We start from the raw sequence: 13,470 nt of genomic DNA, 5'->3' as shown, positions 1-13,470 counted from the left end.
CCAGATGACCGTCTCCGACACCTACGGCACGAACTCCTACACGGCCAAGGAGTTGGCCGGCCTGCTCGCCGACCGACTCGACGTGACTTTCACCGAACGCGAGAGCGACTACCTCGGCGTCTACTTCCTGGCCACCCCCGCCGACACGACCCGCGTCCAGGTCCAGCCGAACGCCATTCCCGGCAACGACGGGGAAGACGATCTCTACAACGACGAGCACCCCGACGTGTCGGTACTCCTGCTCATCACCTCGCCGACTGCCACCGAGCCCCTCAACGACGAACTCTCGGCGGTCGGGGGACTCACCAGGCTCCGATCAACTCGAAGCTGAGCAACTGCCGATCCACAAGTCTTGACTATTGCTCCGTCCTCGGCCGGGCAGACTCCACCTGGCTCTTCCCTGGAGGCCAGCCTGGCCGCCCGATCAGTGCTTGGGCCATGGGCGAACGGCTCCGCAAACTCGGCATCCGACTCGCGGAAGCCCGCTCGACCGCTCTGTTCCAGCTCGCCACCGAACTCCCCGCCGCGGTCCTCGCCCGCACCCTCGGCATCGACATCACCATCGCCGTCAAAATGGCAGTGCGCCGCCGCCGGAGACTGGGCCGCCTACGCTGCCGACGTCAGCCAACGTGTCTCGGAGAATCAATGAGACTGCCCATCACCATCCACCACGCACGCCTCGGGGCAACGGAGTTCAAGGTCATCCGCCCTACCCAACCACTGCCCCACGCGGTGCTCATCGATCACGACCGACACCTGGATGCCTACCTTGACGAGGACGCCGCACGCCGGCTTGGCGGCCTGTGGATGCTCGCCGCAACATCACCGCGCGTGCTCATCCACCTGCCGATGCGCGGCAACCAGCCCCCCTCCCGCGGACTGCCGGAGGACGCAACGCGCCAGCTTGATCTCGTGCTGCTACATCACTCGCTGCAGTTTGCGCCGGCACGCTGGAAAGAGATCCGCAGCCGCCTTGGTCCAGGCCGGCCGCGGACCGTGACGCTGCCCGACTCAGGACTCGAAAGCCATGCCGTGGTCGACCACGAGGCACGGCACTACCAAGAGAACCGGGACCTGTTTCACCAGCACCTCCATGCCGAGACCCTGTTCATGACCGGCAGCGCCAAGGTGTTCAGGGAGACCGCCCGGCACTTCCTCGACGTCGCTCGCAACGGGCCCGGCTACGTCCCCATCCACCCGAGCTACCCGTACTTCTGCACAGAGCTCCACTCCAACGACGGCATCCTCGGCGACGCACGCGAGATCCACATTGAGTACTGCAGCGAATGGGGCTCGTGATCCAAAAGGCGCAGGGTGCATTCGGGTAGTTCCAATACCCGGATGCACCATTAGCGATCTACCCGGCCGAGACGATCGAGACCCACCGCGCCTTCATTGCCCGTCGCCGGGCCACCCGACCCAGCGATGAGTATCGGACGCCCACCGAGGAAGAATGGGACGCTTTCCTTGCACACTTCGAGAAGCGCAAGGTGTCCATCGGCACCGGCGCTCGCGCCTTTTCAAGTCCTTGTGTTCATGAACACGCTTGTGCTCGTTGCTCGCTCCTCCGGCCGGACCCGGCCCAGCGCGGCCGGTTGGCGGAGATCCGCGACAACCTCGTTGCCCGCATCGGCGAGGCCGAGCGCGAGGGCTGGCTCGGGGAGGTCGAAGGACTCCGGGTCAGCCTGGCTGGCGCCGAAGACAAGCTTGCTCAAATGGACCGACGAACTCCCTGCGGCACGGCGATCAACGTCGGTATGCCACGCATAGCCGCAGCTCAACCTATCCGGGAGGAGGGAACGGCTTCGCTGAGTCAATCAGTGGATGCCCAGCAATGAGATCCGGTTCGACTGCCAGCAACGTGGCGACGTCGGCGTGCTCGTGATCGTCCCCCGCATCGATGAGGCACCACTCACCGAGCTGATCGACAGCTTCGAGATCGCTGTCGGGATGCAGCCCGCAGGCGACGCCTACGGTGGTCTGATCCCGCAGTTCTTCCGATTCGGCCCGATGCAGGACCACTTCCTCGGACGGTCCACCAAAGCGATGGGGCCGAAGACACCCGTTCTCGGTTGTGAATGCGGCGAGTGGGGGTGCTGGCCTCTCATGACCCGCATCACCACCACAGCCGACCTCGTGATCTGGGACTCCTTCGAGCAACCCCATCGCAAGACCCGGGAGTACACGGCACTCGGTCCACCGACACGATCGGCCTCATCCTCGCCGTGACAGTCGCCGGCGCCGGCCTCTCCGAGAACGCCATGGGAATACGCCTCCTCAATCAGGCGAAAGAGACCTGCCCGACCATCACGAAAAGCTGGGTCGACACCGGCTTCAAGAACGCCGTCGTCGAGCACGGAGCCCGCCTCGGAATCGACGTTGAAGTCGTCAACCGCAACCCAAAAAAAGCCTGGCTTCCACGTCGTGAAAAGGCGCCGGGTAGTGGAGCGGAGTATCGGCTGGATCATGATGCACCGCCGTCTCGCCCGCGACTACGAGACCCTCACCACCAGCTCCGAAGCAGTGATCCACATCGCCTCGATCGACAACCTCGCCAAGCGCATAACGGACGAGAGCACACCAACCCGGCGAGGAACCTACTAGGGCATACAGGGCAATACGCCTAGATCAAATGCCCTCTGAGACCGAAATGACCCCACCGGCCAGCGATGTCCGCGCAGCATCCGCCGCTATCTGGTTCATCCGGTCCGCCCCTACTTCCTCAACAGCGCAGCCTCACCGCTACGCTAGCCCCCAAAACACCGGGTCACACAGCGCGAACAGCAGTGAGCGGTCCCAGGAGCGACATGCCTGCTGTGTGGACCACTGCTCATGCGACTGGAACGAGGACCACCCGCCCGCCACCCACACCACCGCGGCGTTCCGCGGGGCGAGGGGGCCTAAAAAGATCAACACCAGCGCCCTCTGTCGCTTCAGACTGGGGCCCGCCCCCCTCAAACGGGCCCCAGCAGAGCCAGTTCAGCCGGTGCAGCCGGTGACGGTCGCGGGGCTTCCGGCGCAGTTGGTGGGAACGTTGCCGGTAACAGTGGCGGTAGTCGCGAAGGGGATACTGGTCCAGATACCTCCGGGTGCGGTGGCAGCACTGTTGGAGGTGACGGAGGTAGTGCTGTTCAGGGAGACGGTCCCACCGTTGTTGAAGATGCCGCCGCCCTGAGAACCGGTACCCGTGGCCTTGTTCGCGGTGATCGTGGCGCCGGTGGCGTTGAGGGTGGTACCGCTCGCAGTGTAGATGCCGCCGCCCTGCGAGTACTGGCCGGAAGCGAGGTTGTTGCTGACGGTGGTCACACCGCTGGTGTTCTGCAGGGTGATCGTCCCGCGGGTGGCGGCGAGGCCGGCGCCCCTCCCCCGCGCCCCGACGATCTTGTTACCGGTGACGGTACTGCCGTCCAGGACCACGTTGCTGGTGTTGCTGTCTGTCAGGATCCCGGCGCCGGTCGCGGGGGGAGTGTTGTTGTAGGCGAGAGTGTTGCCACCGATCGTGGAACGCGTCACCGTGAACGTGCCACCCGCGACGATGATGCCACCACCGCCTTCCCCATTGGTGACAGTGTTGTTGGTGACAACACTGTCGGTGATCGACCCTCCCCCCGAGGCGTTGATCCCGCCTCCTCCGCCGTCGTCGGGTCCGAAGCCCGTGACGCGGTTGTTGGTGACGCTGCTGTTCTGGTCGATGACGAGCTGGCCGACGCCATTTTTGTTGATGCCGCCTCCGTACTCGCCCGCACGGTTGGAGGACACAACAGTCCCGTGAAGCTTCAGATTCCCGCGGCTGTCAATACCGCCACCCAGGCCACTACTGATCGAGCTGACGGTGTTGCCGTTGATGAGGCTGGCGGTGAGTTCGGCCGCCCCGCCTGAATCCACCTGGAGTCCTCCACCTGAGAAGGTGACCCTGTTGCCCTGGATGGTGAGGTTGCCGGTGGCCGTAAGGCTGCCACCGCTCTGCACGAGAATGCCACCCCCGAACTCGAAGCCTGCGAGGAGGCCGTTCATCACGGTGAGATCACTGACAGTCAGGTTCCCCCCGGAAGCGATACGCAGAATACGGAAAGGGGTAGCGCTGGTGAGGGTAGGGGCGCGCTGGATCGTGGCGTGGTTGCCCGTGATGATGAGGGTCTTGGCGAGGACGAGGGCACTGGTGGCCTCTGTCGTGTTGGTGCCGTCGTAGCGATAGACGCAGTAGGCGGTCAGGGTGAGGGTGTCCCCGGGGGCGGCGGTCGTGACAGCACTCTTGAGGAGAGTGCCGGCCACGATCGGATCAGGGTCACAACCGACCGGAGTAACAGCAGCGTGGGCGGGAACCGCAGCCGGAAAAGCCACCGCCGCCGCGGCCAGCGCGGTCGCCACCAGCGGCCGCGACACAGCGGGCCGCAGACAACGAGACACCACAGGAATACTCATACGCGTTCCTCCAGAACCGTCTTGGCGCGAGCGCTCCCGCCGAGCCCCACAACCGCGAACGCGACGGCCAGCCCGCAAACTGGAGAGAAAAGAGGCCCGGCGGAGACACAGAGAAGACACCTGTAACCGCATCAGGACACCTGGCACCCACGACCCACCAGACCCACAACCGCACATCACCTAAAAAGATCAACACCAGCGCCCTCTGGAGTGAGTGCACGCTGAGCCGCTCGCTGGAGGAACCCCGGCCCGAACGCGTGGAGGCAGGCCACGGGCGCGACGCTCCCGCATTCGGCTCTGTCCGCCGGGTCCAGGACGACGTCGCCACCGCGGCCGTGAAATGGGTACGCCATCCCCTGCTCGTCGTCTCGGTGGGTGTGGCGGGGAGGCACGGCGATCGTGTCGGCTGTCATTGCGGTGCTCTGTTGCATCATTCTGTGGGCTGGACCAGCCTGATCGTGGTCGATGAGGCGCACCGGACTTCCGGGCGGCTGGGCAAGCCGTGGGCGGTCGTCCACGACAACACGCGGATCCCGTCCCTGCGGCGCCTGTACATGACGGCCACGCCTCGCCTGTGGCAGCTGGACGAGGACGCCGGGCAGGGTGTGCCGGGTGAGCTGGTGGCGTCCATGGACGACGACCCGGACGGGCCGTTCGGTGCCCGCTGCTACACGCTGACACTGTCGGAGGCGATCGACCGTGGGATCTGCGCGCCGTATCAGGTGGTGTGCGTGGACATCACCGACACCCAGCTCCAGGCCGCGCAGCTCCTGGGTGCTGAGCAGCGCTCGGATGCGGTCCGCGGGGCGCGGCTGGCCGCGCTGCAGACCGCTCTGGTGAAGGCGTCGTCGGAGGGGAACTTCCGGCGCACACTCGTCTTCCACCACGTCGTGAAGGAGGCCGAGGCGTTCGCCGTGGGCCTCCCCCTTGTCGCCGCGCAGCTGTATACCGCCGACCCTGGGCTGTACCCGCGCACGGTCTGGGCCAACTGGCTGTGCGGCGACCACAAGCCGGGCCATCGGCGGCGGGTCCTTGGGGAGTTCGCGGCCGGGATCGCCGCCGATGGAACAGTCGTGGAGAAGGGGTTCCTGGGCTCGGTGAAGGTGCTGGGCGAAGGTGTCGACACCAAGAACTGCGACTCCGTCTACTGGGCCGACGTCCGCGGCGCCATGCCCGACCTCGTCCAAGCCGTCGGCCGCGCCCTGCGCATGCAGCCGGGCGAGGGGAAGGTGGCCAGCCTGGTCGTGCCGGTCCTGCTCGGGCCGGGCGAGACCGCCGACAACATGCTCACCTCCCGCGCCTTCGGCGGGCTGGCCAAGCTGCTGGAGGCCCTGCGGGCGCACGACGCCCGGGTCGTGGAGCAGCTCGCCGAACAGCAGGCGCCCAGCAGGGTGAAGGGCGTGCACAGCCGCACCGGGGAGGGGGAAGATGAAGGAGAGGAAGGAGCCGGGAGCGACCGAAGCCCAACGACTCTCCCTGCCCGCGCGGGCACTGCTGAAGTTCTCCACACCCCGCGACCCGGCCGCCCTCGCCGCGTTCATCAACCTGCGCGTCCTCAACCCGGAGCACGAGCACTGGCGGCGCGGGGTGGAGGCCGTCGTCATCTGCGCCCGCGAGCACGGCAATCTGAAGGTGCCGTTCACCTACCGGGTACCAGGCGGAGAGGTTCAGGCGGTGGATGCCGAAGGGTGGCCAGCCTCGCTCGCCGGGTTTCCGCTCGGGCAGTGGATCGCCGACAACCGGCGCTTCCACGACCGCGGCGACATGGACGAGGACCGCGTCGAGCAGATGGAGAAGCTCGGCATGATCTGGTCCCACTACGACGTCGCATGGGAGGAAGGCGTGGCCGCCGCCCGTGGGTGGGCCGAAGCGAACGGGCACCTGCTCGCACCAGTGGACGTCACCCACCAGGGCTACCGGGTAGGTATCTGGCTGAAGAACCAGCGGGCCGCCGCCCGGAAAGCCGCAGAGATCGAGCAGCGGCGCGCAGTGGGCCTGCCGGTAGGGTCGTCGGCCGGAGCGCTGTCGGACGAGCGGCGCGAGCAACTGGAGGACATCGCCCCCTCATGGTGCCCGGCCTGGCCGGTGGAATGGCAGCGCGCCTTCCACCTCGTGCGCCTCCACCTGGACGCCGGCGGCACCCTGCCCACGTCGCCGGGCGACATCGTCCACCAGGGCGAGGACCTCGGACGATGGGTACGCTCCGCACGGCTGGGCTGGGACAAACTGACGACCGTGCAGCAGTGGATGTGCGAGCAGGTCCTCGGGATCGAGCCCGCAGCCGAGGACGAGAAGCCGCCCGCGCGCCGTACCCAGGCCGACAAATGGGCGCTGAACTACCAGGCCGCCCGCCAGTTCTACGAGCGCGAAGGGCACCTGCTGGTGCCAAGAAGGCACATCGAACAGACCGCCGGCCAGGACCAGGAGGAGCGGGAGCTGAAGCTAGGCGCATGGATCGGAAACCAACGCAGCCGCGCCGCAACACTCACGCCGGAACGGGTGGAGCGACTGTCCGCCATCGGCATGCGGTGGACATAGAGGCGAACAAGTAGACGACGTCAGACGCGGCAGCACAACCCACCACACCTTCCAGGGGCCCCCAGACCCCGAGCCTCCCGCGCACTGCGGGAGCGGGCGGCGACTCTCACGCTGAGCCTGGCTGTCAGTGGCCTGGCGGGAATCGCTCCCGCTCATGCCGCCGCCATCACTCCCGTCGGCTGCAACCCCGACCTCATCGCAGCCTGGCCGTACCCAAGTGAAACGGCGAGGCTGACGAGCCGAAGTCAGTAACCCTCTCTGAGAGGTCTCCAGGTCCGTTACTTGTAGAGCCTGTGTCAGCCCATGCAGTTGGTGACGGGGGCGGGGCTGAAGACGCAGTTGGTGGGAGTTGCCGGTGAAGGTGGTGCCGGCGTCGACGCTGGTGATCGCCACGGTCGTGTACACCCCGCCGGGCGCGGGGGCGAGCGGTGCGGTGTTGTTGTTCACGCTGGAGGTGGTGAAGGAGTAGGTGCTGCCGTTGTTGTAGATACCCGCGGCGGCGGAGCCGGTGCCGGTGACCTTGTTGGCGTCGATGTGGGAGGCGTTCACCGCCACGGTGACGGGACTGAACGTGTTGTCGGTGTAGAGGCCGCCGCCCTGGGAGTTTCACCAAATGGCTGGCCGCCCGCGCTTCCTAAAACACGGCCTAGTCAGGGCAGCCGTGGGTGAGAGGGAGGCCCGGGCTGTAGAGGCAGTTGGTAGGGGTGTTCGCGGTGATGGTGGAGCCGGAGAAGGTGGTGAAGTCGGTTTCGGTGTAGAGGCCGCCGGGGCCGGTGGGGGCGGTGTTGCCGGTGATGGTGGTGTTGGTCAGCGAGAGTGTGCTGTTGGTGTCGTAGACGCCGGCACCCTTGGCCCCGCTGCCGGTGACCTTGTTCCCGGAGACTGTGGTACCGCTGGTGTTCAGGGCGCCGCCCTGGGTGTAGATGCCACCGCCCTTGGAGTTCTGCCCGGAGGCGAGGTTGCCGGTAACGGTGACTGTGTCCAGGGTGAGGATCCCGCCGATCTGGCTGATGGCGGCGCCCTGGGCGTTCCTTCCGACGAGACGGTTGTTGGTGATTCTGCTGTTGGTGATGACCGCGTTGCTACCGATGACCAGTCCCCCGCCGATCGGACCGCTCGGGGTGGTGCCGGTGGCAGCGTTGCCGGAGATGGTGGTGGAGTCGATGGTCAGACTGTTGCCGTCGCTGTAGACACCACCGCCGGATGCGTCGTCTCCGGCGGTGGCACTGTTGTTGATGACGAACGAGCCGGTGATGGTGTCCGTCCCACCCCGCAGGTTCAGTCCGCCAGCTCCGTGAGCCCCCACGTTGTTGGCGATGGAAGTGGTGAAGACATCCAGGGTGCCGGACTCGGCGTTGATCCCGCCGCCGTGGTTCAGGGCGCGGTTGTGGTCCACGGTCATGTCGTGGAGGGTGACCGTGCCGTCGGAGTCGATGCCGCCGCCGTCGCTTTGGGCGCTGTTGTCGTTGATGCGGGTGGTCTGGAGGTCGGCGATGCCGCCGGCCGCGACACTGACGCCGCCGCCGTCGCCGCTGTCGCCGGTGGGGCCGGCGGCGGCGAGGTTGCCCTGGATGGTACTGGTATGGGTGGTGAGTTTGCCGCCGCTGAGGACGAGGATGCCACCTCCGTCCAGGGTAGTGGCGGTTTCGGTGGAGCCGTTCTCGATGCTGACGCCGGTGAGGTCGAGGGTGCCCCCGCTGTCGACTTCGAAGATGCGGAAGGTGCTGGAGGCGTTGCGGAGGATGGTGGCGTTCTGGCCGATGACGACCACGTGCTGGGTGATGACGGGCAGGCCGTTGTCGGCGCCGCCGTGGGCGCCGGTGAGGTTGTAGACACAGTAGGGGGTCAGGGAGATGGTGCCGCCGCTGACGTTCGCTGTGGTGATCGCGTTGACCAGATCCGTCTCGGTACAGGCCACATCGGCCGCTATGGCCGGAGGGCCGGCCAGCAGCACGGTGGGCAACGCCAGCAGCGCCCCGGCCAGGGCCAGCCGGGTCATGGTGGCGATCGGCGTCGTCCTTGGACTGGTCATCGTTCTCCTCGCGGATCCTAGCGCCGGTAGTTGCGGATCCGTGCCTGACTCCGGTACCGCCACGGGGAGGAAGTGGCACACCAGAGATACCCGCGGCGCCGCGCTCCGACAGTCGACACGCGGTGTCTCACGGTGTCGCCACCCGGACGCGCCACCCATAAGCCGGTTGGCCATACCGCTCAAGTTGCCCACCGCCGTGCGAATAGGGCGTCGGCCTCTGTGACGGGGGACGTGGTTCCAGCCGGTGCAGTGGGTGACGCCGGCGGGGCTGAGGAGACGGCCGGCGAGGCGCCGGGAGGACAGAGCTGGCTGGACATGGGGACGCCGGTCGAGTGGGCAGTGAGGCGAAGCCTCCGGCGGAGACGGTTTTCTTGGTTGAAATCCCACCTACCCGCGGCTCGGCCCGTCGTTCAGGCAACCACGCCACCGACGCGGAAGGTGGGAAAACGTCATGGGTCGGTCGTCCGAAGTCGTGCCGGTCCTCGGACCGGTTCAGGCCCGGTTGAGTTGATTCGTGTCCGGAAGCGGAATGCTGACGCTGTCTCGTGCGAGGCTGATCGCGACATCGATCCGACGGCTCGGGAGGAGTCATGCGCCCACGCTCCGGTCTGCTCGCCGTCGCGGCCGTGATGCTGTCCGTGTCGGCCGCCGCCTCGTCCGCGGGGCCGGGAGACCGTCCCCAAGGCTGCGGTGGCGGCTGGTGCGGGGTGGTCCGCAGTGGTGACCGTCCGGTCCGGGATGCCGAGGTGACGCTGTTCCGGGCCGGGGACCGGCCAGGGGCGCCACCACACCGCCTCACGCGGGCCCGAAGCGACCGGAAGGGCCGGTTCCGGCTCCCCCGCCCACGGGATACGGAGCCGGGCGGCGTCCTGTACCTCACAGCGGACGCCGCGACTCCCGGTGTCGCAGGGCGGACGCGCCCGAGGGCCGGACCTGTGCGGCTCGCCACCGTCCTAAGCCCGGTCCGCAACCCGCGACAGGTGGTCGTCAACGAGCGGACCACCATCGCGGCCGCCTACGCCATGGCACGGTTCACCGACGGGGACGGCATCGCCGGATACGAACCCGGTCTGAGCAACGCCGCGGCTGTCTCGCACAACCTGGCCGACATCACGACCGGCGCCGTCGCCCGTGTGCTCGCCGCTCCGCCGAACGGTACCCTCACCTCCACCCTGCGCACCCTCAACTCGCTGGCGGACCTCCTGGTCGGCTGCGCCGACGGCCGGACCTGCAGCCGGCTCTTCGAGCTGGCCCGGCCACCGGACGGCCCCCGGCCCCGGAACACCCTGGCAGCGGCCGCGGACATCGCACGTGCTCCGGGCGGCCACGCCGCCGAACTCTTCGCGCTCGCGGCGCGGGAGCACCGTTACGAGCCGTCGCTGGCCGCCGCGCCCGACGCCTGGATCCTCGCCCTGCGCTACGACGGCAACGGGCACGAACTGGACGGCCCGGGCAACCTCGCCTTCGACGCGGACGGAAACGCCTGGGTGAGCAACAACTACGCGTTCGCGGCGGATCCGCTGACCCCGGTCTGCGGAGGCCGGCAGCTGATCCGGCTCACTCCGACCGGCGAGGACGCGCCCGGCGCGCCCTACACCGGTGGCGGGCTCTACGGGGCGGGCTTCGGAATCACCATCGACCCCCATGGGGTCGTCTGGGTCGGCAACTTCGGCTTTCAGGGATCCGGATGCCCGCTCGACCCCGGCCGGTTCAACCGCAGCGTCTCCCAGTTCCGGCCCGACGGCAGGCCGGTGTCCCCGCCGACCGGCTGGCGGGGCGGGGAGATCGTGCAGCCCCAGGGGATGGCGACGGACCGAGACGGCACCGTGTGGATCGCCAACTGCGGGAGCAACGGGGTGACGGTGCTGCCGGGAGGCCGGCCGGACAGTGCACGGCGGATCGACCCACCCGCCGGGGCCCTGGTCAGACCGTTCGGAGTCGCCCTTGACGCCGCTGGACGGGCCTGGGTGACGGGAAACGGCAGCGATAGCGTCCAAGCGTTCGAGCCGGATGGCCGCCCGGGACGCACCATCACCGGTGGCGGCCTCGACCTGCCGATCGGGATCGCCTCGGACAGCCGGGGGAACCTCTGGGTCGCCAACAGTGGCGTACTGCCGCTGCTGCCCTGCACCTCGGCCAACACCGCCTCTCCCACCGAGAGTGTGTTCCCCGACCCGACGTCCGGCTATCCGGGAGCATCGGTCACCATGATCCGAGCCGACGGCACCCCCTCCAGGCGGGCCTTCCGAAACGGAGGGATCTTTCTGCCCTGGGGAATCGCAGTGGATGGCGACGACACCGTATGGGTCGCCAATTTCGGCGGCCAACGGGTTGCCAGGCTGTGCGGGGCCCGCCTGTCGGCCTGCCCGCCGGGCCATCACGTCGGGCAGCCCATCTCACCTCCCGCCACCGGCTACACCAGTGACGCGCTGGAACGAGTCACCGGCATCCAGATCGACCCCTCTGGCAACGTGTGGCTCGCCAACAACTGGCAGACGAAACCGGCGCAGACCAACCCAGGAGGCCATGAAATCGTGGTCCTCGTCGGTGCCGCCGCGCCGGTCGCAGCACCCCGAATCGGGCCCCCGCACCGCCCCTCTCCCCCCGCAAAGCTTCCGTCGAGGTGACCGGCCGACGGGCACGCGCGCCGGCACTGTGCCGGTACCACCCAGCCCGCGGGCGGGCCCGGCCGGGCCCCCGCAGCGCCCGGAGGGGTTCACTTGTTGCTTGTTCTTGCGGTGAGGGGAAAGCTGGTTGGAACCCTGGGGACGCGTCCAGGGTTCCTTCTTACCGCCACTGGAATACGCCTGATCTTGGCGGCAGTCACCGCGCTTCCATGACGGACGAACGGGGTTTCTCCCTTCCCCACTTCGGCGACGCCCCCGGCGGGACCAACGTCCGCCTCGGCGTCCTCCGCCCGAACAACAAGGTCCGGCCCGCGCGCCGCCGATGGCTGAAGAGCACCTTCAGTCGTCGCGGACGATGCGACTGGACGGAACAGCGCGGGCGTTGTCAGCAAGGCCCTGCCGGCAGGGCTCTCCCGTTGTTCACGAGGGTCAGACCGGAGCGCAATGGCCGGCATGACAGCTGCTTGCTGGTCCGCAGAGACTGCATACGGATCTTCCGTATAGCCCAAGCGCTTCATGACCCGCAGTTACAGCGTGGGGAAGAGTGATCGGGAACCCCGGGATGCCCTCCAGGGTCTTTTTTCTGGCCTTCGCCGGGCTACGCCCGATCGTGGAGGCGAGCCCGACGACGTCACCTCGGGCGCCGAACGGGTGATCTTTCCCCTCGTATGGAGGCTCCCGGCTTGCGCAGTCGGTAGGGACACCACCCGTCGGAGATCCATACACCGACGAACGAGGATGACCGGCCGATAGAAGCAGGCCAGGTAGGGACGGCGACGCCGGATGTCTACCGATCCCGCTCCCTGCGAGGTCCCCGGTCAGGGACATCAACGAACCCCGTGGAAAGAACGATTTGGGAGGGTCGGCCCATGGCACGACGCGGCAGCACAACCCATCACACCTTCCAGGAGCCCCGCAGGCCCCGGGCCTCCCGCATGCTGCGGCAGCGGGCGACCACCCTCACGCTGAGCCTGGCTGTCAGTGGCCTGACGGGCATCGCGCCCGCCCATGCCGCCGCCATCACTCCCGTCGGCTGCAATGCCGACCCCATTACAGCCGGCACGCTCCTGAAGAACGCCGTCACCGGCGCCGCCTCCGGCGACACCCTCACCCTGACCTCCTACTGCGTCTACGGCTACGACGACACCAACAAAACGGACGCCACCAACGCCCTCGTCATCGACAAGAACCTCACCATCACCGGCAACCACGCCACCCTCAAACGCACAGCCGGCACACTGCGCCTCATCCTTCTCACCAACACCTCCACCCTCACCCTCGACACCCTCACCGTCATCAACGGCAACCCCGGCAACGACAACGGCGGCGGCATCTACACCGACACCGACACGACCCTCACCGCCACCAACCTCAACCTCCAGGGCAACAACGTCGGTTCCGGGCTGGGCGGCGGACTCTACTCATTGGACAGCACCATCACCCTCACCGGCGGCATCATCAAGGACAACCGCACAACGTCCTACGCAGGCGGCGCCCTCCTGAGCGGAACCGTCTTCTTCCACGGCGTCACCGTCACCGGCAACCGGGCGCCGGGCGACGGCGGGATCTACCAGGCAGCCGGTGACCTCACCATCGACCAGAACTCCTTCATCAGCAACAACACCGCCGTCTACGCCGCCGGAATCGAAACAGCAGGCACCTCGGCGACCATCATCAACAGCCGCATCACCGACAACACCGCCACCCAATTCGGCGGCGGCATCTACGCCGGAGCCGCTACCACAACCCTGTCCGGCTCCCTGGTCTCCGGAAACACCGTAACCAAGTCGGATACCCCGCAGGGCGCGGGCATCTTCGTCGGTGATTCGACGACGCTGTCCGGCACCACCG

Annotated in this window: 9 protein-coding genes and 1 pseudogene; 7 read left to right on the top strand and 3 right to left on the bottom strand. The window is 67.6% G+C overall.

Features of this window, described 5'->3' with window-relative positions; genetic code table 11:
- The first annotated feature begins 4 nt into the window (after window positions 1-4).
- Together ACIPK3_RS26765 and ACIPK3_RS26760 are read left to right on the top strand one after the other, a co-directional pair.
- On the top strand, window positions 5-331 hold the full coding sequence (locus ACIPK3_RS26765; protein ID WP_402573624.1) for a hypothetical protein: 327 nt from the start codon (window positions 5-7) through the stop codon (window positions 329-331).
- Between the two features lie 107 nt (window positions 332-438).
- Window positions 439-1,299 carry a hypothetical protein gene (locus ACIPK3_RS26760; protein WP_402573623.1) on the top strand — a complete coding sequence of 287 codons (861 nt, stop codon included), beginning with the start codon at window positions 439-441 and terminating at the stop codon, window positions 1,297-1,299.
- A gap of 221 nt (window positions 1,300-1,520) precedes the next feature.
- Here ACIPK3_RS26760 and ACIPK3_RS26755 read toward each other — a convergent pair whose 3' ends face one another.
- Complete coding sequence (locus ACIPK3_RS26755; protein WP_402573621.1) at window positions 1,521-1,715, bottom strand: hypothetical protein; 195 nt, start codon at window positions 1,713-1,715, stop codon at window positions 1,521-1,523.
- A gap of 109 nt (window positions 1,716-1,824) precedes the next feature.
- Between ACIPK3_RS26755 and ACIPK3_RS26750 the strand changes: the two genes are divergently transcribed.
- Both ACIPK3_RS26750 and ACIPK3_RS26745 read left to right on the top strand, forming a co-directional pair.
- Window positions 1,825-2,229, top strand: a complete 405-nt coding sequence (locus tag ACIPK3_RS26750) for a hypothetical protein (protein WP_402573620.1) — start codon at window positions 1,825-1,827, stop codon at window positions 2,227-2,229.
- Window positions 2,199-2,604, top strand: a pseudogene (locus tag ACIPK3_RS26745) (transposase); the annotation flags it as partial. The gene ACIPK3_RS26750 and the pseudogene ACIPK3_RS26745, both read left to right, overlap by 31 nt.
- A 375-nt stretch (window positions 2,605-2,979) precedes the next feature.
- On the opposite strand, the gene ACIPK3_RS26740 reads toward ACIPK3_RS26745, so the two are convergent.
- Window positions 2,980-4,368, bottom strand: a complete 1,389-nt coding sequence (locus tag ACIPK3_RS26740) for a hypothetical protein (protein ID WP_402573618.1) — start codon at window positions 4,366-4,368, stop codon at window positions 2,980-2,982.
- Window positions 4,369-5,850: 1,482 nt separating this feature from the next.
- Between ACIPK3_RS26740 and ACIPK3_RS26735 the strand changes: the two genes are divergently transcribed.
- A complete protein-coding gene (locus ACIPK3_RS26735) occupies window positions 5,851-6,960 on the top strand; it encodes a helicase associated domain-containing protein (protein WP_402573617.1) in 1,110 nt (369 codons plus the stop codon).
- Between the two features lie 646 nt (window positions 6,961-7,606).
- Here ACIPK3_RS26735 and ACIPK3_RS26730 read toward each other — a convergent pair.
- Window positions 7,607-8,992: a beta strand repeat-containing protein gene (locus ACIPK3_RS26730; protein WP_402573615.1), complete on the bottom strand. Its 1,386-nt coding sequence runs from the start codon at window positions 8,990-8,992 to the stop codon at window positions 7,607-7,609.
- 980 nt (window positions 8,993-9,972) lie between these two features.
- Between ACIPK3_RS26730 and ACIPK3_RS26725 the strand changes: the two genes are divergently transcribed.
- Window positions 9,973-11,619 carry an NHL repeat-containing protein gene (locus tag ACIPK3_RS26725; protein WP_402573613.1) on the top strand — a complete coding sequence of 549 codons (1,647 nt, stop codon included), beginning with the start codon at window positions 9,973-9,975 and terminating at the stop codon, window positions 11,617-11,619.
- 869 nt (window positions 11,620-12,488) lie between these two features.
- Window positions 12,489-13,470, top strand: a 982-nt coding sequence (locus ACIPK3_RS26720; RefSeq protein WP_402573611.1) for a right-handed parallel beta-helix repeat-containing protein, incomplete at its 3' end; no start/stop codon positions are given.

The organism is Streptomyces sp. NPDC086787 (assembly GCF_044745865.1).
In the GTDB taxonomy this organism is placed as follows: domain Bacteria; phylum Actinomycetota; class Actinomycetes; order Streptomycetales; family Streptomycetaceae; genus Streptomyces.
The sequence above is the reverse complement of the archived record's forward strand: the minus strand, read 5'-3'. Positions and strand labels throughout refer to the sequence as shown.